Raw genomic sequence first — 22,588 nt, forward strand, 5'->3', positions numbered from 1 at the left:
TCAATCAGGATTTGGAGCGTGGTATGAGAGAAAATCGTTCAGTTATAGAAGCGAAGCCGAAGGTGGATCTGATATCCATCAAGGTTTCGCGACGCAGAAATGAGCGATTTTCGCCATATCCCTTCGGGACGCGGCGGATTTTCTCTGCGAAGGCGTCGAAAAGGCTTTGTGGAGTAGTGCTCCACGGCAGCCTCTTCTCCTGTTCGCCAACAAAATCCGCTCGCGCCACGCCCGAAACCTGATTGAGTTTTGACCCTAGCGCAGCGCGCACCAGATCTTCGCCGACTGCACTTCCGTCCGGATTGATACCGCGTCTTCCCCGGAACTCCGCGATCCCATACTCCATGAACCCTGCCGCAGCAGGATCACGCGCCATCAGCGACGAGAAAACGGCTGCTGCAACGTTGGCATCGAGTGATTGCTGATCAATTTCGGCCTGTATACGCTGGATGTCGCTCTGCGCAGATGTGGGGTCAAGGCGCACCAGAATGTCGCCTTTGGCCACAGACTGCCCCTCGGCTACGGCCAACTCGACGACTTTGCCATCAGCAAGCGGCTGCACGATTTGAACGCGCGCGACCGGCACCAACTTTCCGGCACCGCGAGCAACCACCTCAGTCTTCGCTAGAATGCTACCGCCAAGAATGGCAGCAAAGAGAAGCAGGAGAAGCCAGACAGTGATGCGTAGTGTGGGCGAAACCGCGCTTTCATTCGCAGGTATTGTAGAGGTCATTTCTGTCCCTGCAGTTGTTCAAGATCAAGGATGCGCGCGTCAGGGCCGAACACGTCTGGTCGGTGCGTGATGATCGCAACGGCCCGGGACTGAGCAAGCCGCATCAATGTGTGCGTGACGATGGATGCAGAAACCTCATCCAGGGCGCTTGTCGGTTCATCGACAATCAAAACATTCGGATTGCAAAGCAGCAGACGAGCGAGAGCCAATCTCTGTCTTTGGCCGCCCGAAAGGGATGAGCCGTGTTCACCGATTTGCGTATCGAGCCCCTCTGGAAGGCGCTTGATGATGTCGACGCTGGCACTATTCTCCAGCGCCCGTTCTATCTCGTCTTCTGTCGCATTCTCATTAGCCAGAAGGAGATTTTCCCGGATCGTCCCGCTAAAAAGAGCAGGCTCCTGCGGAAGATAGCAAATGGCGGCCCTGACACTGCCAGGTGAAAAATTCGTCATCGGCTGATCATCGATCAGAACGCTTCCGGCATCCGGTGGATAAAGTCCTGCTAAAACCTTCGCGACCGTGGACTTGCCGAAGCCGGATCGCCCGACAATCACCGTAGGCTGACCGGGACAAACCATCAGGCTCAACTTATGAATGACCTGTCGGTCAGCGGAATATCCAAAGGACACGGCCTCCATGCGCAGAACGGCTGGCTTCATCAGCGAGAGCGTCTGCTTGCCCGCTTCATTCTCGGACGCAGCATTCAGCACATCACCAAGCCGCATGCGAGATACCTGGATGCCCTGCCAATGCTCCCACAGGGACGCGAGGCCCAGGATCGGGCCAGAGACATGCCCCGCCAGAAGATGAAAAGCCACCAACTGGCCAAGCGTGATGCTGTTTTCGAGAACCAGCATCGCACCGAAAAACAGAATCATGATGTCGAAGGCATTGCTGAATGCATCGCGAATCAAGCCATTGACAACATGCAGTCTGGTAATCTTGAAACTCAGGGCCAATGAGGCGGCCATAGTGGCGTCCAGCCTTCGGACATAGCGATGCTCTCCGGCTTGCGCCTTCACGGTTTCCACGTTGCGGAAGGTCTCGATCAGTCGCGATTGATGCGCCGAGTTTGCGACGAAAGACTGCTTGAGACGGTGGCGCAGAAAGGGGCCGACAACAGCCATGGCCGCCATCTGGCTGGGTAGTAGAATAATGATAATCAACGTCAGTGACGGGCTGATCGAAAAGAGCGCGGCGAGATAAATGAATGAAAACAGGATATCAATCACGACGCCGGAAACCGTACCGGTCAGGAACCGCCGAACCACTTCGATTTCTCGCATGCGTGCGAACAATTCGCCAGCCTGCCATGTCTGCAATGTACGCAGAGGCAGGTGAAGTACATGCTGATATATTCGATTGCTGAACTCGCGGGTCAGCCGGTTTACCAAATCGCCTCCAAGATAAACTGAAATAGCTTTGAAAGATCCTTGAAATATAGCTACCAGAGTCAGAAGCCCGACAACAATATATAGACTTTCCTGCCGTTGATATGGCAGGATTCGATCTATGAGTGCTTGAAAAACGAAAGGCTGCACCAAACCAAGAAGACGCAGAACCACTGATATGACTGCGATTTCGGCAATATGCCCGGTGTACCGGCCTGTTGTCTGGGTAAACCACGAAAAAGCAGCGGGCTTTTCACCCACAGATGGATTTTTCATCTAATATACACTTTTAAATTGCGTCACTGAAAATTTTTGCGTAAATGCAACTCGCGGTCTACCGCAGTTTATTTTTTCAAAGTGTTTTATGGGTGGTTCTAGCGATTCCGGGAATAGCGGCTGGGGAGAAAGAATTGGCGCGGATGTCTTCGATTACGCCGCAACAAGATTAGGTGGCCCCATCGCAGGCGCGGCGGCCCGTGAGGTCGGGGCTGCTGCGGGTCGCGCTGCTGAGGATGCTTGGAATAACAGCATGAACAGCGGCATTCATCCAGACTACGATAATTATACAGCAATGGGTGATTACGGCGGCCAGCCCGGTCAGCGGTACGACTGAAAATTAAGCCAAAACTGAAACAACCATAGCCTCCAATGCTATTCGGAGGCTATGTCCATTTATATCTGGTTATCGTATGTTGAATATAAATAATGATTTACTCCTTAAAATACTTCCTATCATCTGCGCTGACGCTCCTGCGCATGATCTTCATCGATTGCACGGTGCCGATCCTGTTTTTGTTTGCGATGGATTTCATTGCACAAATTGCCAAGGTATTAACGGCTATCATACTCGCTGGATGGAGCTTTGAGACGGTAGTTAATCATCGAATTGGCTACACAGTTGCCATGGCGGCAGCAAAGCTTCCGCTTCTGTCAATATGCCTCAGCCGCCGCTTGGCCATCGTGCAGTCATTTCGCTCCGCCCGATCAATAAAAATAGCCCTAGCAATCGGCGTCTGCCTGCTTGGTGTGAACTTGCTTGCACAACTCGGAGTAAGCGATGTCGGTCTTGAGTTTTCACTAAGCGCAATCCTAAAAATCGTCGCTACTTGCGTTCTTGCGCCTGTTGTCGAGGAGCTGTTCTTTCGCGGCTATCTCTGGGCAAGGCTTCAAGCGCGGGGATACGGCGAGGTTTCGATCATAATCTGCACCGCGCTTCTGTTTGCAGCGATACATTTGCCCGATAACTTCGCTTCGCTCTTCAACTATCTGCGAATGGGCTTCTCCTTCAGCCTTATCCGCTATTTCAGCGGTGGCATCGGGCTGCCCATCTTTTTCCATGCAGCAATGAATTTCATCGTTATCCGTCATATCGGCGTGTGAAGCGGTACAGCGGTAGAGACGCGATGCAGTACCTTTTCCCCGCCCTGAAAAGCATTCCCCGCAATATGCTGACGCTTCTGCGCATGATCTTCATCGATTGCGCGGTGCCGATTGTGTTCATCGTCATCGTTGCGGTTGTCGCCCAAACGCTGGGTGCATTCATGGGTATCATTCTCACCGGCGAGAAGCTGGGGCCCGTGGTCAGCAAGCGCGGCGCGTCCGTAACTGTCGGTGTTGTAGCCTATTCTGCGATGCTGGCCGCGTGCCTGATACGTCTTCAGCCAATCAAACAATCAATTCGCTCTCCTCGCTCGATGATTGCTGCTTTAACGATTGGCGGCCTATGGCTGGTGATGAAATTTGCGGCGGTGCAAGGCAGATCCTATGTCGGACTGGATCTCTCCCTCAGCGCCATTTTAGTGACCGTGGATATCTGCCTGACCGCTCCGATTGTCGAAGAATTGTTCTGGCGTGGCTATCTCTGGGCAAGGCTTCAGGCGCGAGGATATGGCGATGGACTCGTCACCATATGCACAGCCCTCCTTTTTGCCGCAGCTCATACACCGGACAATTTCATTCTATTTACGCATTACCTGATGATGGGCCTTTCTTTCAGCCTCATCCGCTATTTCAGCGGCGGCATCGGGCTGCCCATCTTTTTCCATGCGGCTATGAATTTCATCGTCATCCGCCATATCGGGGTGTGATGGTTCAGGCAGCGCGGGAGGTGCGCCGGAAACCTTCCTCATTCGCGCTCACCCGAAACTGGCTGACCGTTTCGCGCAGGGCATGGCTTTCCTGTTCGATGGCGTAGGTGGCGGCATTGCTTTCCTCCACCATGGCCGCATTGCGCTGCGTCAGCTGATCCATGTCGTGGACGGCGACGGAAATTTCCGAAATCGCGGTGGCCTGCTGACGTGCGCCTTCGGTGATCGTGCCGATTTCCTGATCGATCGTCTGGATATGGCTGCGGATCTCCGTCATGTAGCGACCGGAACTCTGCACCAGATCGACCCCGCGCTGGATAGCATCTGCCGAATTCTGGATGAGCCCCTTGATCTCGCTGGCGGCGGCCGCCGAACGCTGGGCCAGTTCGCGCACTTCCTGTGCCACGACCGCAAAGCCCTTGCCCGCCTCACCCGCACGTGCCGCCTCGACACCTGCATTCAGGGCCAGAAGGTTGGTCTGAAACGCGATATTGTCGATAACGCCGATGATCTGCACGATCTGGCCGGAAGAGGCCTCGATGTGCTGCATGGCGTTGACCGTATCCTGCATGATGGTTTCCGACATTTCGGCACTCTTGCGGGCACCGGTCGTCATGCCTGTGACGGTGCGCATGCGATTGGTGGTTTCCTCCAGTGTCGTGGTGACCTCGCTCAGAGCGGCAGAGGCTTCTTCAAGGGAGGCCGCCTGGCGCTGCGTGCGCTCCGCCAGCTCTTCTGCACCGGAGCGCAGCTCGCTGACGCCGTTGGACACCGTTAGAACGGTTGAACCGACACCATGCATTGTGGCCCCCAGCGCCTGCACCGAGCGATTATAGGCGTCACTGAGCGGCTGAAGTTCCGCAGCAAACCGGGCCGAAATCTGATAGGTCAGATTGCCGGCGGAGAGCTCGTTCAGCGCGCGGCCGAGTTCCGACACGGCGAAATCCACCGCCTTGGCGCGCTCTGCATCGATGGCATGGCGTTCCTGATCTTCCTTCCAGCGCTGCTCGGCCTGACGCTGGCGCTCCTGCGCATCCTCCCTTGCCTTGCGGGCATGATTTTCCATGCTGATGACGATCGCACGGCTCAGCTGGCCAATCTCGTCGCGACCCTGGGTCGGTTGCAGCATCTCGCCATCTTCATCGCGCGCGTGGCGCTCGACAACCCTCACCATGTTGCGCAAGGGGCGAACCACGCTGACCAGCGTCACGCCACCCAGACCGAGGGTCAGCGCCACAGAACCAATGGCGATGGCACTCGCCACTCTGAGTTCCGAAAGATCGGTGGACGCCGCCTCTTCGGCCATCTTGCGGATGACCGCCAGTTCCGCAATCTCGGCATCGTGGATCACCTGAATGCGGGCAGTCGTCTTTCCGAACCAGAGCTTGGCATCAAGGCCATTCAGCACGTTTTCGCCGTTGGCCTGCAGCATCTGCTGGCGGAAGCGCTCGATCTGCGCCCCATCAGCGCTCTCCCGGAATGTCGTCAGCGCCGAGCTGGCAAGATCCGGATCGAGCTTTGCAAATTCCTGCAGAAGAATGTCACCCGCGCCGGAAAAGCGAACGAAGGTCATATATTGCTCAGGCGGAATCTTGCCTGCGGCAATGAAGCCATTGCCCATGCCGCGCTCCTGACCGGCGAGTTCCTTCGCCAGTGCAAGATTGAGCGATGCCTGAAGACGGCTGACGAGACTGCCCTGCGATCCGGAGAGTGACAGTCGGCGGGTTACATCCAGAAGGTTGGTGATGAACCCCGTATAGAAGGCAAAGGATTGCGGCGGTGCCGTCGTCAATTGATCGATGCCGCTGCGAAACGTGTGGATCTCGCCAATCGCCCGGCTGATCTGCGAGACCGTCTCTGCCTTGACGCCAAAGGCGCCGAGGTTTCCGGCAATTTCCGCAAGCCTGGGCAGTTCCAGATCCGTGCCGCGACGGGCCTCCGCAACCTCATCGCGGTTGGATTTGCCCTTGGAGCCCAGGAAGCCGGCTGTCTGGCCCCGCTCCACCTGGAGCTTTTGTACATTGCGACTGATGATTTCGATGTCGATCGTCGCTGCGGCAATCTGTTTCGACAGCAGATAAGATTGATATTGATCAACCACAAGATGCCATGCCAAGGCCGTGACGGCGACAAGCGGGATCAACGCACAGATGCAAAGTCGAACCGCGATGGACAAATCAGAAAAGCGCATTACCAACCTCCAGGGAATACCTCAAAGTTGCAGCGCATTTTAAATTTTCCATTAATTCGAATAGTCTCACTTTTCGTCTAGGATATCTACCTGTTATATAACATAAAATAAGAAAGATCTTCCGGATCGCGCTCCTGCCTTTATACCCTTGATTGAGCTCATCTTTTTGGAAGCTTTTGCGGCCGGGCGAAATAACGTGCTGCTGCAACACACAAAATCACACCGGTGGTTGCTGCAAGCATGGACCAGGACACCGCCTCGCCCAGCAGCAGTGCCGCCAGAAGAAGCCCGAAGAAGGGTTGCAGAAGTTGCAATTGACCGACGGAGGCTGTGCCGCCCTTCGCCAGCCCGTGATACCAGAAGATAAAGCCAACCAGCATGCTGAACACGGTGACATAGGAGAGCCCGGCCCAGGCCGTGACGGGTACGGCTGCCAGCTCTTGCGGCCAGGTGAAAAGGCAAAGCAAAGCCATGGGCGGCATGGATAGCACCAGCGCCCAGCAGATGACCTGCCAGCCGCCCAGGCTGCGGGCCAGCTTGCCGCCTTCCGCATAGCCAAGGCCACAGACAATGACGGCGGCGATCATCAGAAGATCGCCTTGCAGAGAAGCCTGCCCGCCATTCGACAGGGCAAAGCCCACCACAAGGAGACTGCCGAGCACGGAGAACAGCCAGAACAGAGGCTTTGGCCTTTCTCCCCCGCGAAGTACGCCGAAGGCGGCGGTGGCGAGCGGCAGAAGGCCAATGAAGACAATGGAATGGGCCGAGGAAATGGAGCGCAGTGCCATCGCGGTCAGCAGCGGAAAGCCGATCACGACACCGAGCGCGATGACGGCAAGCGACAGGAGATCCGAACGTTGCGGCCGCTTCTGCCGCAATATCAGCAAAAGTACCGCCGCCAGCACGGCTGCCATGGCGGCACGCGCCGAGGTGACAAAGAGCGGCGGCAGGCCCAGCACTGCAAGACGGGTGGCAGGCAGGGAGCCGCTGAAAATGATGACGCCGATCAGCCCGCTGACGAGGCCATCCATGCTTCCAGTTCGAATTGTCTGCGCTGCTGCTTTCATCATCTCATCCTTTTTGCTTGGATCATAGGTCGGCGGGGCTGGCGCAGACAGGCACACAGCCATACAATTCAACCAAACTGTACTGAATGCGTCACCCATACGGATGAACCGATGACCGCTGAAACACACGCCCGAGCTTCAGGCCGCACCGCGCATGTCATGGCGCAGATCCGCAGCCGCATCGCTTCTGGCGCGCTCACCAATGGCGACCGCCTGCCCTCCATTCGCGGGTTTGCCGCAAGCCTTGGCGTATCGCCATCCACCGTGGTGGAAGCCTATGACCGGCTGGCGGCAGAGGGGCTGATCCGGGCGCGTGCCGGGTCCGGCTTTTTCGTGCAGGCAAGTTCGGTTGCATCCCTGCCGCTTGGCGCGCGGGCTACCCTGCCCGGCCCGCGGGAGGTGGATCCTTTCTGGGTTTCGCGCCAGTCTCTCGATGCCGATGACGAAAGCCCGAAGCCCGGATGCGGCTGGCTGCCTGCCGACTGGATGCCGCAGGCGGCACTGCGGCGTGCTCTTCGCAATGTGGCGCGCGCGGAGGATGCCGTGCTCCTGAACTATGGCCGCACGCAGGGCGATTTCGATCTGCGGCGGCTTCTGGCACGGCGCGCGGCGGAGGAAGGGCTGGCGCTCGACCCTGCCAATATCATGCTGACCGGCTCCGGCAGCCAGTCGATCGATCTCATCTGCCGGCTGCTGCTGAAACCCGGCGATACGGTTCTCGTCGACGACCCGTGCTATTTCAATTTCCGCGCTCTGCTGAAGGCGCATCAGGTGCAGGTGATCAGCGTCGCCATGACGCCCACGGGTCCGGATCTCACCGCATTCGAAAACGCACTTGAGGCAAGCGCGCCGCGGCTCTACCTCACCAATTCCGCTCTGCATAACCCGACCGGGGCCACGCTTTCGCCGCCTGTAGCGCACAGGCTGCTGAAACTGGCGGAAGCCCATAATCTGCTCATCCTGGAAGACGACATCTTCACCGATTTCGAACCGGAACCTTCCGTCAGGCTGGCGGCGCTGGACGGGCTGAACCGGGTCATCCGCATCGGCAGCTTTTCGAAGACGCTGTCTGCCTCCTTGCGTTGCGGCTATATTGCGGCGCGTGCTGAGTGGATCGAAGGGCTGGTGGACCTGCAGATCGCGGCGCAATTTGGCGGCCCGAGCCCTATCGTCACCCATGTCATCGGCGAGGTTCTGACCGGCGGAAGCTATCGCAAACACATGGAAGAGGTGCGCCGCCGCCTGAACCGCACCCGCCGCAGTGTCATCGCCAGACTGACGACGCTCGGCATCGAGCCATGGCTTGAACCACGCGGCGGCTTTTACCTCTGGTGCCAATTGCCGGAAGGTGTTTCATCTACGGCCCTCGCGCAGGCAGCGATGGCTGAAGGCGTGGTGATGGCGCCGGGCAATGTGTTCAGCGCGGCGCAGACCGCCAGCCGCTTCATGCGCTTCAACGTGGCGCAGATGGCGGATGAGAAAAGCTGGCAGGTTCTGGAGCGGGGTGCGGCGTAAGGCGGCAAGGCTAGACCTCAGACCTTCACATACTTGCGCCAGTCATGTTGCTCCTTGAAGCCCAGCAGATCGCGGATCTTCTTGTTGCTGATGGGCGCGCCGAATTCTTCCAACTCGCCGGTGATGGGCGTTCCGGGCGCGTATTTGCGCAAGAATTCCCGTGTCGGCTCGTTGGCGGTGATCGTATCGTTGACGGCGTTGAAGACCTGAAAGCCCAGGCCGTCCTTCTCGATGCACAGATGCACGATCTGGCCGAGATCGCGCGCATCGATATAACTCCAGGCATTGCGTTTGCGCATGGGCGGATTGGCGAGATATTCCGGGAACTTGGCATAATCTTCTGGCGAAACGACATTGCCGATACGAAGCGCATAGACATCCGCCTTGAATCTCATGGCGAAGGCGCGAGCCGTCTTTTCGTTGACCACCTTGGAGAGGCCGTAGCTATCCATCGGGTCTACGTCATAGCCTTCGGTCAGCGGAAACTCGTGGTAATCCTTGTCACCCTCCGCAAAGCAGACGCCATAGGTGGTTTCGCTGGAGGCGACCACGACCTTGCGAATGCCGAGCTTCATGGCCGCTTCAATGACATTGTAGGTGGAAACGGCATTGGCCGAAAATGTCGTGTTATCCGGCTGGATGAGAATGCGAGGGACCGCGGCGAAATGCACCACCGCATCCACCTTCGGCACGCCCTCACCCGTCTCCAGCCCCTCGAAGCCGAAATGTTGCGACAGCGCGTTGAACACCTCGCCGGAATTGGTGAGATCGGTGATCAGCGTCGGCACGGAGCCGTCCGGAAATGGCTTCAGATCGAGGTTCAGAACAGTATGGCCCTGCTCAAGCAGATAGGGAATGGCATGCCGCCCCGCCTTGCCACTGCCGCCGGTGAAGATGATCCGCTTGCCCATAAGTAATCCTCCGCTGATATGCGGGGACAGAGATAGGGTGTGGCGGGCGGAATTGGAATGGGGGTGTTAGTCAGATTGTGTAGCGCTTTAGACCCCCCTCTGGTCTGCCGACCATCTCCCCCTCAAGGGGGAGATCGACCTGCCGCACCGTCTGAATCCTAATTGACCACCTTGAGTAGGAGGTCGAGCGGCTAGCCGCTCTGCCAATCTCCCCCCTTGAGGGGGAGATGCCTGGCAAGGCAGAGGGGGGTGATCTGCGGATTTATTCTACATCGTCTCCTGCGAGGGATGATATCAGCAACCGCGCCCCACATGACGGAAATCAATGTGCTTTGGTTCGCATGGCCGCTAGGGTGAGCCTCAGCATAGATGAGGGGACCAAGGCGCATGGAGAGCACAACAGAAGACCGCATGAAGGTGTTGCTGCTGTGCGTGGCGGTGGCGGGCCTGATCGGCGGGTTGGCCTTGCAGTTCCTGCTGGGCCGAGCGGATCTGGCGCGGCTCTGTTGGAGCGCCGCCACGCTTCCGGTGCTGGCGGCGCTTGTGGTGGAAATCACCCGCAGCCTTGCCCGCGGCGAAGTGGGGCTGGATGTGGTGGCAGCCCTTTCCATGTCGGCGGCGCTTTTGTTCGATGAGGCGCTGGCGGCCACTATTGTCGCCATCATGTATACGGGCGGCACGTTTCTGGAGGCTTTTGCCGAAGGACGGGCGCGGCGCGAGATGCGCGGTCTTCTCTCACGCGCACCCCGCACGGCAACCCGCCACCGCGATGGCGGCCTGCAGGAGCTTCCCGTCGAGGAGGTGACCCCCGGAGACCGGCTGCTGATCCGCCAGGGCGATGTGGTGCCCGTCGATGGACGGCTGGAGACAGGCTCGGCTTATCTCAACATGGCCGCGCTGACCGGGGAATCGCTGCCTGTTTCGCTTGAACCGGGTGCCGAGGTGTTGAGCGGTTCCACCAATGCGGGCGATGCCTTCGACATGCTGGCGACAGAGGCCGCAAAGGACAGCACCTATGCGGGCATTGTGCGGCTGGTGGAACAGGCCCAGCGCTCGAAGGCGCCGATGTCGCGTCTGGCCGACCGGTTCTCCATCGGCTTTCTGGCGGTGACGGTTCTGATTGCATTTGCCGCCTGGTGGGCCACGGGAGACCCCATTCGCGCCGTCGCCGTGCTGGTTGTCGCCACGCCCTGCCCGCTCATTCTCGCGGTTCCGGTGGCGCTGGTGGCGGGGCTTTCGCGCGCGGCGCAGTTCGGCGTCCTCATCAAGGGCGCGAAACCCCTGGAAAGCATGGCGCGCATTCACACGCTGGTGCTGGACAAGACCGGCACGCTGACCGACGGGCGCCCGCAGATTACGCGTATTCATGCAGAACCGGGGTTCAGCGAGGCCGAGCTCCTTGAGCTTGCCGCGTCGGTGGATCAGCTTTCAAAACACCCGATGGCGCAGGCGCTGGTGGCGGCCGCTGAGGCACGCGGACTGGCGCTTCACCTGCCCGCGCAGACGGAGGAAGTGCCGGGCGAAGGCGTAGCGGGCATGCTGGCAGGCAGAACCGTTTTCGTAGGCGGCCATGGTTTCGTGACGGCGCGAACGGGGGATGCGGGCTCTGCCATTGCGGCAACGGAAGCGGGTTCCGTTCTGGTAGCCGTGGGTGTGGAAAAACAGTTCGCCGGATCTATTCTGATGGCCGATCCGGTGCGGGCCGATGTGGGCGAGATGCTGGCGGGCCTTCGGCGCGACGGTGTGAAGCGGCTGGTTCTCGCGACCGGAGACCGCGCCGCCGTGGCTGAGCGCATTGCAGGCGGATTGGGGCTCGACGCCATTCACGCGGAGCTTTCGCCTGATCGGAAGGTTCACGTGGTGCTGGAAGAGCGCAAGCTGGGTCCGGTGATGATGGTGGGCGATGGCGTGAATGATGCGCCCGCCCTTGCCGTTGCGGAGGTGGGGGTTGCCATGGGCGCGCGGGGTGCCGCAGCCTCTGCCGAAGCCGCGGACGTGGTGCTGCTGGTGGACCGGATAGACCGCTTGCGCACCGGCTTTGTGATTGCAAGACGCGCCCGCGCCATTGCGCTGCAAAGCGTGGTGGTGGGCATAGGCCTTTCCGTTCTGGCCATGCTGGCCGCCGGTTTCGGCTATCTCCGGCCGGTTCAGGGTGCCTTGTTGCAGGAGGCAATCGACGTTGCGACAATCCTCAACGCCTTGCGGTCCTTAAGGATTGCGGTGCCCGCTGCCGAGGGTGCGGCTACTCGCCCAGCGACGTGATCAGCGCATAGGTTGCGCGGATCCGGGCCTCGTTCGGATAGTTGCGATTGGCGAGCACCACGATGCCCAGCTTCTTCTGCGGGATCATGGCCACATAGCCGCCAAAGCCATTGGTGGAACCGGTCTTGTTGAGGATAGTGCTTTCACCCGGCTTTGCGGGCTCAGCGATCTTCTCGACCGGCTGCGGCTTCAGGATGAAATCGGGGCTGTTGCCCGCAACCATCTGATCGAGCTTCACCGGCCAGGGATATTCTTCCCAGACCATGGCCTGCGAGAAATAGGCTGTCTTGAACTGCCCGGTCCTGGTGCGCTCGAACGCCTTTTGCAGCTCGCCGGAAACGGAGCGGGTGCCGAGTTCCGCATCCAGAAAGGCCAGCATGTCGCTCGCGCTCGACTTTACGCCATAGGCTTCTGCATCAAGCACACCTTTGCCGACCCGGATCGGTTCATTTGCCTTGTTGTACCCGTAGGCATAGAGCTTCATCTCACTCTTCGGAACAGTGACGAAGGTGTTCTTCAGCCCCAATGCGGGAAAGAGCGTGCCTTCGGCGGCTTTCGCATAAGGCATGCCCATGGCTTTCGCGCTGATATGGCCCAGCATGCCGATGCTGACATTGGAATAGCTGCGCGCGCCGGGGTTGGTTGGCTTCCAGTCCTTCATCCAGTCCACAAGGCCGTTCACATCGGAAACCGAATCCGGCACCTGCAAGGGCATGCCGCCGGTGTGGTGCGTGGCGAGATCCATCAGCGTCAGATCATCGCCGATCCGGCATTTATCGGCGCAGAGATGATGCGCGACCTTATCCTCCAGCTTCAACGTGCCGCGCTGCTCCGCCAGAGCCGCCAGCGTGACATTGAACAGCTTGCTGATGGAGCCGAGCTCGAACAGTGTTTCCGGCGTCACGTCGCGGCGGTCGGCCTTGGAGGCAAGACCGGTCGCGTAGAATTCGTGAGTGCCGTTGCGGGTAATCCCGACGATGAGGCCGGGGATATCATACTGCTTCACGACCGGCTGGAACGCAGCTGCCGCCTTTGCCTTGAAGTCATCGGCTTGTGCGAAAGGCGCCGAGGTAAAGGCCACGGCAAGAGTGACCGACGCCAGACGACTTATGTGCATGTTTCATACTCCCATTTGCGATGGGAGCAGTGATCAGGTTTATGGGCGAAGTTGTGGCGGGGGTGGGATTGCAAAAACGACCGAATGTTATTCTGCCTTGTTATTCCAACTGTGCTTCTGCTCGACGCAAAAGCACCTGTTTTAGTAAAACGTGACCGCAATGAAATAGATTGCAAATTCGATTAGAATGCATCTAATGGAGGCATTCTCAATCATCTAGCAACCAAGAGATCATGGCTCATCAAATTTTTCTTAGCCATAAACATGAGGACAAGCCGGTTGTTGAGCCGGTAGCAATCCGCCTCAAAGAAATCTTTGGCGAGGAGGCCATTTTTTATGACTCCTGGTCAATAAAACCCGGTGACGGCATCATCGAAAAGATGAATGAAGGCCTGACAGCTCCAAAATTTGTTTTTTTCTTTGTTTCCGAACTGGCCTTGCAAAGTGGCCTTGTAAGAATGGAATGGCAGAACGCACTCTTAAAATCAAGCCGAGGAGAAACTCGACTTGTTCCTGTTCGAATTGGCAACGTCCCTATGCCAGAAGTATTGAAACAAAATCTTTATATTGATCTCTATTCCGTTGGAATTGAAGCTGGCCTCAACCAGATCGTCAATGTAGTCCAAGGTAACAGTTCTTTTACTCCTTCACATGAAGGCTTCAGTAATCTTACTTGGAAGTTCTTGAAAGCCGGTAAGGAAGAAATCACGATTCAAATCCAAGCGTCACATCTAATGGAACCCAACCCGAATTTTGTAATAATGCTAGCTAATGACGAACCTGACGTCAGGTTCGAACTAAATGGTGGGCAGTCAATGTTGAATGGATTTTACAAACGGCCGTTCCCCGCAATAGAAGCAAACGGATTCTCAATAGCGCCGATGGGTGGAGCCATCACACCGGATAGGCCATTGGTTTTGAAACTGAAACAGGCAAATAAACAAGCTATTGCGATTCAGGGCGTGGTTCACGGATGGACAGACCCATTCAGAATCATTCCGTGCGTTGGTAACTAGCACTGAGTTCTAGCAGAGTCCTGATGCTACAAAATATTTTAGGACAACTCTCAGGTCCACCTTAATTCGTCTTGGCGTATTCGCCCACCTCTTCCTTAGAAATCATGCGCGCCTGGACCTCTATCTCTTCATAGACACCAGAGTCCTGAAGATAAACAATCTGCAGGTGACCGGAATTTTCGAGTTCTGCTGGCGTAAACAAGCTACCACTGGCGCTAACGTAATTTGCTGCAAGAAATACTTTACCCATTCCTTCCTCTCCTAATTTATTATGCTATTTAAATGATATATCGTACCTGAAATTGACTTCATCAGGCTTAACCTCCGGCGATACTTTGTAGCTAACTTGCACCCGGAGAGTCCACTTATGGCCAGTAAGCCAAGTAGCGATAAGCGCGACCGGATGAAACATTCTAAGTGCAAGATAAGAGAAGTAGCCGAAATATTGCCCAGCTTCGATATAATTGGGTATGAATTTATAGCCTTCTACAACAGGACCTTGCAAGAATTCTCCTGCATAAACTTTTAACCCATTACTGCGCAGTATCTCTGCAAATGCATCTGGAGTGCCCGCTTTTGTGGCCAGTTGCTTGAAACACTCTTCGGCTTCGGCTTCGCTTCCCAAACCATACCAGTCGATGTGGCCACGGCCTTCGGCATCGATCTCGTAACAATCCTCAATGAAGAGATCGCGCGGCGCGGGGGCCTGCACATGCGTCTCGGCCTGTTGCTGGGGCTGAACCTGCGCAATCTGGATCGGCTGGACCGGCGCTGAGGGTAAACCACTCCCGGGGGGCGGTGCAGGTGCAACCGGGCTTCCACCTGATGTCTCCATAAGGGTCTGCGCTGCCCCCTCGCCGAGCAATGCGGATGGAGAAGCCGAAGCCTGCAACAGGATGTGTGTCGCGAGGTAGATCGATGCTGCCAAAGCCATTTGAGATACACCCTGCGAAAGTTTTCTCAGGTTTTTCAGACATGCTAATCAATGAGAATTTAAACTAAAGGTTGATTTTCTCACGTAATGAGTACAACCTGATTTTCACTCACGTCAACCGAAATCTGACTCCGGTGGCGTCCTTCAGACGCGCCTTTTTAACGGCGCCTTGCACAGGGTGCAGCGTACCCGTCTCTATCATAACATGGTTGCGGTCTGGTGGGGCCACGGCTTGACGCAAGCCCCCTCTCCCCCTCAATTCGTCTTGGCGTGTTCGCCCACAGTCAGCGGCCATTCCACGAGGTAGTCCTCGAAATCGTCCACATCCACGTCCTCCTCGGAAATGGTGCGGCCTTGAGCAGAAATGCCAGCTTGATGCACCGTTTCCGGATCGCCGGAGACGAGCGGGTGCCACCAGTAGAGATCCAGCCCGTCGCGCACGAGCCGATAGCCGCAGGTGGGTGGCAGCCAGTGGATTTCGCGCACGCTCTGGGGTGTGAGCTGAATACAGTCCGGCACGGTCGCCTGACGGTTTTCATAGTCCGAGCAACGACAGCTGTCGCCATCCAGCAGGCGACAGGCGACGGAGGTGAAGGCCACCTCGCCGGTGTCCCAGTCCTCCAGCTTGTTGAGGCAACAGAGACCACAGCCATCGCAGAGGCTTTCCCACTCGCCTTGCGTTAACTGATCCAGCGATTTCACTTTCCAGAAAGGATTTTCCATCTTGTCTTTTCTTGGCCACGACGGGCATAATTTAGCCGATAAGGATCGGTTTGACAGGCGAGTTAAGGGTGCATTCACCATTTGTCGGCCATTGCTGGCGAAAGGCGTTGCCCTTGGCTTTTGGTCCTTCATGAGGAAGGCGTCAAGCAAAACGGTTGCTCAACAGGAATTCCGACGTGCAGGACGATCCCGATCCGAGACAGCCAGATGTGCGAGAAGAGAAGCGTCGCCGCAGACGCCACCTTCTGCTGCGCATAGACAGCTGGATCGATTCCACTGTCTGGAACCTGGGCTTCAAGCTTGGCGAAATCTGGGAAGAGATCACCATCTTTTCGCGCCGTTTCCGGGTTCGCGGCTGGAAGCGCGTCGTTGTCGAGATTGCCGATGAGGGCCTGACCTTCGGCACCGCAGGCTTTGTGCTGCTTCTGGCGCTGGCCATGCCCGCCTTCGAGGAAACCAAGGAAGACTGGCGCTCGCGCGGCGATTTTGCCGTCACCTTTCTTGATCGCTACGGCAATGTGGTGGGCCATCGCGGCATCATTCACGAAGACGCGGTTCCGATAGACCAGTTGCCGGATCATCTGGTGAAGGCGGTTCTGGCCACCGAAGACCGGCGCTTCTTCGACCATTTCGGCATCGATTTCTTTGGTCTCGCCCGCGCCATGAGCGAAAACGCCCGTGCAGGCGGCGTGGTTCAGGGCGGCTCCACGCTGACGCAGCAGCTGGCGAAAAACCTGTTTCTCACCAATGAGCGCTCGCTGGAACGCAAGATCAAGGAAGCCTTCCTGGCGCTGTGGCTGGAGGCAAACCTTTCCAAGAAGGAGATCCTGCGGCTGTACCTGGACCGCGCCTATATGGGCGCCGGTACGTTTGGTGCGGCGGCGGCGGCCCAGTTCTATTTCGGCAAGAGCATTACAGATGTGAATCTCGCGGAGGCGGCCATGCTGGCCGGCCTCTTCAAGGCACCTGCCAAATATGCCCCGCATGTGAACCTGCCTGCCGCCCGCGGCCGTGCAAACGAAGTTCTGACCAATCTGGTGCAGAGCGGCATGATGACCGAGGGACAGGTGGTGGCGGCACGGCGCAACCCGGCCAGCGTGATCGACCGCGCGGAACTGGCCGCACCTGACTATTTCCTCGACTGGGCGTTTGACGAAGTGCAGCGGCTGGCGGATGAAGGCAAGATCAAGAAACGCTCGCTCATCGTGCGCACCACAATCGACATGGGCCTGCAACAGGCGGCGCAGGAGGCGGTGGAAAGTTCGCTTCGTGAATATGGCGAGAGCTACAAGGTCAAGCAGGGCGCGCTGGTGATGATCGAGAATGGCGGCGATGTGCGCGCCATGGTCGGCGGGCGTGACTATGGCGAAAGCCAGTTCAACCGCGCCACCAAGGCACTGCGCCAGCCCGGTTCATCCTTCAAGCTCTACACCTATACGCTTGCCATGGAGAACGGTTTCACGCCTGATACCATGATTTCGGATGCGCCGATTACCTGGAACAACTGGTCGCCGCAGAACTATGCCCGCTCCTACAAGGGCCGCGTGACCATGCTCTCTGCCATGGCGCAATCCCTGAACACCGTGCCCGTTCGCCTTGCCAAGGAGAAGCTGGGCGTCAAACCCATCGTCGAACTGGCGAAAACCATGGGTGTTGCAACGCCCCTGCGCAGCGACAAGACCGTGCCGCTCGGCACATCGGAAGTCACGGTACTCGACCAGGCAACCGGCTATGCAGTGATGCCCGCCGGGGGCGTGGAAGCGCGCCGCCATGCCATTGCGCAGGTCAGCGACTACGAGGGCGAAATCCTCTATGATTTCAACCGCGACGAGCCTGCCGCAAAGCGCATTGTTTCGGAACAGGCGGTCTCTTCCATGAACCGCATCCTGACGCAGATTCCGGTGATCGGCACCGCCAAGCGCGCCGCTCTTGAGGGCGGCATCGTGACCGGCGGCAAGACGGGAACATCCCAAAGCTACCGCGATGCCTGGTTCATCGGCTTCACAGGCAATTACACGGCTGCTGTCTGGTTCGGAAACGACGACTTCACCTCCATGAACAACATGACCGGCGGGTCGCTTCCGGCCATGACCTTCAAGAAGCTGATGGATTACGCCCATCAGGGCATCGAACTGAAGCCTATTCCCGGTATCGACAACCCGCTTCCGCGTGGCAACCATGCCCCTGGCTTGCCGCTGGCGAGTGCCAAGGACGGCGCGAACGCGACGCCGAACGGCATGGCGCAGCTGGTGCGCCCCCGTTCGCTTTCTGCCGACAGCACCCGTATCCTGCGACGGATCTCGAAGGATTTGAGCGACGCTGCACCCCTGCCCTCTGCGCAGAAAGTGGCAGAAGCGAGCGTTCGCGGAAGCATAGAGGACAAGCCGAACCAGACGGTGAAGAGACTGCCGTAAGGCTGAACATTCTCCGAGCCTTTCCGGCGCATACCGGACAGGCTCCCGGCTTCGCTAAGGAAGTAATTGCCGCGCCTTTCCGGACCGTTGGTTTCTTTCCGCCTCAGAAGTTCGGAGCACGCTTTTCGCGGAAAGCGGCCATGCCTTCGCGCTGGGCGGCGCTGCCATAGAGACCGTGATAGATCTGCCGCTCGTAGCGCAGTCCCGCCGAAAGCGTGGTTTCCTCGGCGGCGTTTACTGCCTGACGCGCCATCATCACGATGTCATGGGCGTAAGACGCTATGGTGGCGGCAACGGTCGCTGCTTCCCGTTCCAACTCATCAACCGGCAGAACGCGGCTGACCAGCCCCATGCGCAGCGCCTCGTTCGCATCCACCATGCGGCCGGTGAGGATCATGTCCATGGCGCAGGCACGGCCCACCAGACGGGTCAGACGCTGGGAGCCGCCCATGCCCGGAATGCAGCCGATCTTGACTTCCGGCTGGCCGAACTTTGCGGTTTCCGACGCCAGAACGATATCGCACATCATGGCCAGCTCGCAGCCGCCGCCCAGCGCATAGCCGCTGACGGCTGCAATCTTGGGAAGGCGCAGATCCGCGAAACGGTCCCATTCGTGGAAGACATCGGCCTCATACATGGTTGCGTGAGTGTGTTCGGATAGTTCGGCAATATCGGCCCCGGCGGCAAAGGCCTTGCGGCTGCCGGCAATGATGAGGGCGCGAATGCACGGGTCACGATCGAAGCCCGTGGCAAGCTCCAGAATGCGGTGCATCAACTGGCTGTTCAGGGCGTTCAAGACTTGCGGACGGTTGATGCGGATGGTGGCAACGCGGCCTTCCACGGACACGATCAGGTCGTCTTCCGGCTGCTGTTGCGTCTGGCCATTCAGTTTCAAAGCATGGTTAGGCGCATGGTTAGGCACATGGGGGGCATTCATGGGCTTATCCTCAATAAAATGGATTGATCTGAAAAAATCCGCCGGAGTTCTGGCTCCGGCGGCAGTGTTCGCATTCTCTCCTGTCAGCTGTCCCAGATGGCGCCGTAGGCCGGAATGCCCTGGCATTCCATGGCATAGACAACCTGTCTGGTAACCTTCTGGTTGGCGATGACGATGACGGCTTCCGCACCGGTTTCCTGCACAGCCTGCAGGGCGAGCGCTGCGAGATCGGGTTTACCGCGCAGGTCCGTATCCCAGATCAGGGGGTTTTCGGTCGAGGCCTCCACCTCATCCACCAGCGCACCATAGGTCTTGCGCGGCGAGCGGGTGGACCAGATCAGCCGGTTCGGAACCTCTCCTGCGAAGAGATGCGGCAGGATGGGGCCGATGCCGGACCCGGTGCCGACATAGACGACCTTCTTGAACAGCACTTCGATGCGCGCCACGCCGGAGGTGGTGATGCCCTTGACCCAGACATGGCTCGGCGGATTATCGATGAACCGGCCCGTCCAGTCGCCTGCACGGCTGATGACGAGGCGATAGCCGCTCTCACCCGGTTTCGGTGCGTTTGCGAAGGCATGATATTCACCGAAGGGCGTGTGGCTGATGGCATTCGATGAGCCCGGGAAAGGCGTATCCCCATAATCGAAGCGCGCCGTGACGGCGTGGTTCGAGGGCTTCACCACCTCGATCTTCACCCGTTTCAGCGTGAGCCATGGCGAGACGACCGACAGCGTGATGACGGTAAGCGCCCAGATCGACGGCTGCTGAAGAACCGGCTGCCCCTGATCGTGGAGAAGCGAGAGCGTCTGCGCCCAGAAGAGGGCCAGAAGCGTCCAGCCCGCAAAGCGATGTGTTTTTTCGAACAGGTTGTGATAGCGGGCGCGCATGGATGGCAATGCGCAGGTGACGATCAGCGCGATGAGCGCCAGCATGACCCCGGTGAGGCCAAGCGTCAGATCCGACGGCAGGCTTTGCCCCTGAAAGCGGTTGAAACCCATGCCCGCCAGAAGCAGGGAAAACCACAGGCTGCCGGCCGTATTGCCACCGGAATGCAGGCCGCCGAAGTGGAACACCTTGGCGGCGCGCCAGCGGATCCATAGCGGCCAGCTGGTGGGAATGCGGGTGGCGAGCCAGAAGAGGAGGTTCACCACGCGCTGCTGGCGGATGAGGATACCGAGGCTGAAATTGACCAGCGCCATATTCGCCAGCAGTTCGAGGTTGGCCACCCCGCTCTGCAGGAGGCTTCCATCCTGCCACCAGAGAACGGCGAGGACGAGATTGACGATTGCAACCAGCGCATAGAGGCGGTGGTACTCCATGGCCAGCGGATGCCGGGTAATGCGGCGCAGGTTGAAGCTGGCCGCAGGCGATTCAGAGAGTTCGAGGGTCATCAGTTCAGCTCCGAAGCCTGTGCTTCGATATGATCCCGTGCCATGGAGAGCAGCAGGCGCTTGTCGAGTTTGCCGCGAGGAGTGAGCGGCAGCGAGGGAAGCGGGAGAATGGCGGCAGGAACGCAGTAGTAAGGCAGATGATCGCCAACCGCGCGGGACGCGGCCTCGACATCCACGCTGGCGGGCGTGACAAAGGCGACAAGGCTGCGGTCATCATATTTGAGGGTAACAGCCTGTTGGCAGCCTTGCGTCGTTTCGATGACGCGGGAGACACCATCCAGCTCCACCCGGAAGCCGCGGATCTTGACCATGTCGTCCACGCGGCCGAAATGCTCCAGCTCGCCATCTTCCGTCCAGCGTCCCAGATCGCGGGTGCGGAACATCATATGGCCGGGGCGGAAGGGATCAGGCCGATAGCGCTCTGACGTCAGCGCCTCGTTTGCAAGATAGCCGAGGCTGACGCACGCGCCGCCCGCCCACATTTCCCCCACCTCGCCGATCGGCAGCGGCATGAGGTTTTCGTCGAGAACATAGACCGTGTTGTTGGGCGTGGGCTTGCCGATGGAAAGCACCGGCTTTTCCGGGCGATGCACGGCGGCGGTATTGATGATGGTCGTTTCCGTCGGGCCGCAGCTGTTGATGAAGGTGCAGAAGCTGCCCCAGAGATCGGCCAGCGGACGCGGGCATGGCTCGCCGGCCACGGCCACAGTCTTTATCTGGCGGCAGCGGTCCACATCCAGCTTGCCAAGGATGGAGGGTGTTGCGATGAGCACATCCACCTGTTCCGCCGTTTCCTGAATGGAAGAGCCGCGAATGACCAGCGTTGCGCCATTGCCCAACGCGCCCAACGTTTCCCAGGCCGCCATATCGAAGGCGATGGACAGGATCTGCCCCACCTTCTGGCCCGGACGAATGCCGAGATCGCCCGGAGCAGTGAACAGAACATTGGCCAGATTGGCATGAGTGACCTGTACGCCGTTCGGCTGTCCCGTCGTGCCGGAGGTAAACAGGAGGATGCAACGGTCCTCGGGCTTCGGACGAAGGGCCAGATCCGGAACAGATGCGAGAGCTTCCGCCTCGAGAACATCCTCGATGACAAGGACGCTTGCCGTCTCGAAGGGGGGAAGTGCTGCGAAGCAATCGCGCATGGTGAGTACGACCGGGGCTGCCGAAACGGCTGCGACGTGGGTGAGGATTTCATCTGGTGCTACGCCGACATGCTGCGGAGCATAGGCCGCTCCCAGCTTCATCACAGCCACGATGCCGACCACCATGGGAATGGAGCGCTTGAGATAAAGACCGACAACACTGCCGGGACCGACGCCCTTTGCCTGCAGCGCCGCAGCCAGTGTGTTCGAGGCGTGATCCAGCTCGCCATAGGTCATGGCGCGTCCCTGCCACATCACGGCACGTTCATGCGGCTGGTGGGCGAACTGGAACGCGATGGCGTCCAGCACCGTATGAAAACGCGGGGACGCCGCCTCGCCCCAGCCAAAGGACAGGAAACGCTGCCGATCCTGCCGGTTGAGGGAGGCCAGGAGTGAGGTGCTTGCAACATCCCCCCGGCCAAGGACGGGCTGAAGGCCCTCGAATACAACTTCTGCGGAAGCAGGACGCGACATAAGGTCTGCCATTACTTTCTCCTTAAGGTCTTTTTAAAAAATAAATTCTGCTAATCGTATAAGTATTAATCGCACAATAGGCGCAAAGTGAACGATCTGTATACCAAAATATAGACGGTTATATTTTTCGTAAAAACGGTTATATATCAATTATATCCAAAAGCATATTTTTATATTTGACGTTAGATGTCACGTGCAAACCTTTAGAACCAAGGGATTGAGAAAAAAGGGGCGTGACCACATGCACAGGAATTATACTTGAACACATAAGAAA

Annotated in this window: 18 protein-coding genes; 6 read left to right on the top strand and 12 right to left on the bottom strand. The window is 58.2% G+C overall.

Annotation, left to right across the window (positions count from 1 at the left end; genetic code table 11):
* Positions 1-4: 4 nt before the first annotated feature.
* Both G6N80_RS21500 and G6N80_RS21505 read right to left on the bottom strand, forming a co-directional pair.
* Positions 5-733 (bottom strand): putative HlyD family type I secretion protein, encoded by a 729-nt coding sequence (locus G6N80_RS21500; protein WP_165136678.1) that lies wholly within the window; start codon positions 731-733, stop codon positions 5-7.
* Positions 730-2,298: a peptidase domain-containing ABC transporter gene (locus G6N80_RS21505; protein ID WP_343048877.1), complete on the bottom strand. Its 1,569-nt coding sequence runs from the start codon at positions 2,296-2,298 to the stop codon at positions 730-732. Before G6N80_RS21505 ends, G6N80_RS21500 begins: the two co-directional genes overlap by 4 nt.
* A gap of 531 nt (positions 2,299-2,829) precedes the next feature.
* Between G6N80_RS21505 and G6N80_RS21510 the strand changes: the two genes are divergently transcribed.
* Positions 2,830-3,504, top strand: a complete 675-nt coding sequence (locus G6N80_RS21510; RefSeq protein ID WP_165136684.1) for a CPBP family intramembrane glutamic endopeptidase — start codon at positions 2,830-2,832, stop codon at positions 3,502-3,504.
* Positions 3,505-3,587: 83 nt separating this feature from the next.
* Entirely contained in the window at positions 3,588-4,211 is a 624-nt protein-coding gene (locus tag G6N80_RS21515) for a CPBP family intramembrane glutamic endopeptidase (protein ID WP_165136687.1), read from the top strand.
* Between the two features lie 4 nt (positions 4,212-4,215).
* Here G6N80_RS21515 and G6N80_RS21520 read toward each other — a convergent pair whose 3' ends face one another.
* Positions 4,216-6,402 carry a methyl-accepting chemotaxis protein gene (locus G6N80_RS21520; protein ID WP_165136690.1) on the bottom strand — a complete coding sequence of 729 codons (2,187 nt, stop codon included), beginning with the start codon at positions 6,400-6,402 and terminating at the stop codon, positions 4,216-4,218.
* Positions 6,403-6,560: 158 nt separating this feature from the next.
* The gene (locus G6N80_RS21525) at positions 6,561-7,469 is read right to left on the bottom strand and encodes a DMT family transporter (RefSeq protein ID WP_246251448.1); all 909 of its coding nucleotides are present in this window, start codon (positions 7,467-7,469) and stop codon (positions 6,561-6,563) included.
* A gap of 111 nt (positions 7,470-7,580) precedes the next feature.
* Here G6N80_RS21525 and G6N80_RS21530 point away from each other — a divergent pair, with 111 nt between their 5' ends.
* Positions 7,581-8,984 (top strand): aminotransferase-like domain-containing protein, encoded by a 1,404-nt coding sequence (locus G6N80_RS21530; protein ID WP_165136693.1) that lies wholly within the window; start codon positions 7,581-7,583, stop codon positions 8,982-8,984.
* 17 nt (positions 8,985-9,001) lie between these two features.
* On the opposite strand, the gene G6N80_RS21535 is transcribed toward G6N80_RS21530, so the two are convergent.
* Positions 9,002-9,895 carry an NAD-dependent epimerase/dehydratase family protein gene (locus tag G6N80_RS21535; RefSeq protein WP_165136696.1) on the bottom strand — a complete coding sequence of 298 codons (894 nt, stop codon included), beginning with the start codon at positions 9,893-9,895 and terminating at the stop codon, positions 9,002-9,004.
* A 387-nt stretch (positions 9,896-10,282) separates the two neighbouring features.
* Here G6N80_RS21535 and G6N80_RS21540 point away from each other — a divergent pair, with 387 nt between their 5' ends.
* The gene (locus tag G6N80_RS21540) at positions 10,283-12,157 is read left to right on the top strand and encodes a heavy metal translocating P-type ATPase (protein ID WP_165136699.1); all 1,875 of its coding nucleotides are present in this window, start codon (positions 10,283-10,285) and stop codon (positions 12,155-12,157) included.
* Here the strand turns inward: G6N80_RS21540 and ampC are convergent.
* Positions 12,138-13,274 carry a class C beta-lactamase gene (gene ampC / locus G6N80_RS21545; protein ID WP_165136702.1) on the bottom strand — a complete coding sequence of 379 codons (1,137 nt, stop codon included), beginning with the start codon at positions 13,272-13,274 and terminating at the stop codon, positions 12,138-12,140. The two genes, G6N80_RS21540 and ampC, sit on opposite strands and share 20 nt — an antisense overlap.
* Positions 13,275-13,507: 233 nt before the next feature.
* On the opposite strand from ampC, the gene G6N80_RS21550 reads away from it, so the two are divergent.
* A complete protein-coding gene (locus G6N80_RS21550) occupies positions 13,508-14,290 on the top strand; it encodes a toll/interleukin-1 receptor domain-containing protein (RefSeq protein WP_165136705.1) in 783 nt (260 codons plus the stop codon).
* Positions 14,291-14,351: 61 nt separating this feature from the next.
* Here the strand turns inward: G6N80_RS21550 and G6N80_RS21555 are convergent, their stop codons facing one another.
* From G6N80_RS21555 to G6N80_RS21565, 3 genes are all read right to left on the bottom strand, one after another.
* Complete coding sequence (locus G6N80_RS21555) at positions 14,352-14,540, bottom strand: hypothetical protein (RefSeq protein WP_165136708.1); 189 nt, start codon at positions 14,538-14,540, stop codon at positions 14,352-14,354.
* Between the two features lie 24 nt (positions 14,541-14,564).
* Positions 14,565-15,224: a hypothetical protein gene (locus G6N80_RS21560; protein WP_165136711.1), complete on the bottom strand. Its 660-nt coding sequence runs from the start codon at positions 15,222-15,224 to the stop codon at positions 14,565-14,567.
* Between the two features lie 255 nt (positions 15,225-15,479).
* Entirely contained in the window at positions 15,480-15,947 is a 468-nt protein-coding gene (locus G6N80_RS21565; RefSeq protein ID WP_165136714.1) for a YcgN family cysteine cluster protein, read from the bottom strand.
* Positions 15,948-16,123: 176 nt separating this feature from the next.
* Here G6N80_RS21565 and G6N80_RS21570 point away from each other — a divergent pair, with 176 nt between their 5' ends.
* Positions 16,124-18,361, top strand: coding sequence for a transglycosylase domain-containing protein (locus tag G6N80_RS21570; RefSeq protein ID WP_246251449.1), 2,238 nt, complete (start codon positions 16,124-16,126; stop codon positions 18,359-18,361).
* A 103-nt stretch (positions 18,362-18,464) separates the two neighbouring features.
* Here the strand turns inward: G6N80_RS21570 and G6N80_RS21575 are convergent, their stop codons facing one another.
* From G6N80_RS21575 to G6N80_RS21585, 3 genes are all read right to left on the bottom strand, one after another.
* Positions 18,465-19,298 (bottom strand): enoyl-CoA hydratase-related protein, encoded by an 834-nt coding sequence (locus tag G6N80_RS21575; protein WP_165136717.1) that lies wholly within the window; start codon positions 19,296-19,298, stop codon positions 18,465-18,467.
* An 83-nt stretch (positions 19,299-19,381) separates the two neighbouring features.
* The gene (locus tag G6N80_RS21580; RefSeq protein WP_165136720.1) at positions 19,382-20,692 is read right to left on the bottom strand and encodes a ferric reductase-like transmembrane domain-containing protein; all 1,311 of its coding nucleotides are present in this window, start codon (positions 20,690-20,692) and stop codon (positions 19,382-19,384) included.
* Positions 20,692-22,326, bottom strand: a complete 1,635-nt coding sequence (locus G6N80_RS21585; RefSeq protein WP_246251450.1) for an AMP-binding protein — start codon at positions 22,324-22,326, stop codon at positions 20,692-20,694. The genes G6N80_RS21580 and G6N80_RS21585 overlap by 1 nt, the downstream gene beginning before the upstream one ends.
* Between the last annotated feature and the right edge of the window lie 262 nt (positions 22,327-22,588).

The sequence above is a fragment of the Rhizobium rhizoryzae genome (genome assembly GCF_011046895.1).
In the GTDB taxonomy this organism is placed as follows: Bacteria; Pseudomonadota; Alphaproteobacteria; order Rhizobiales; family Rhizobiaceae; genus Neorhizobium; species Neorhizobium rhizoryzae.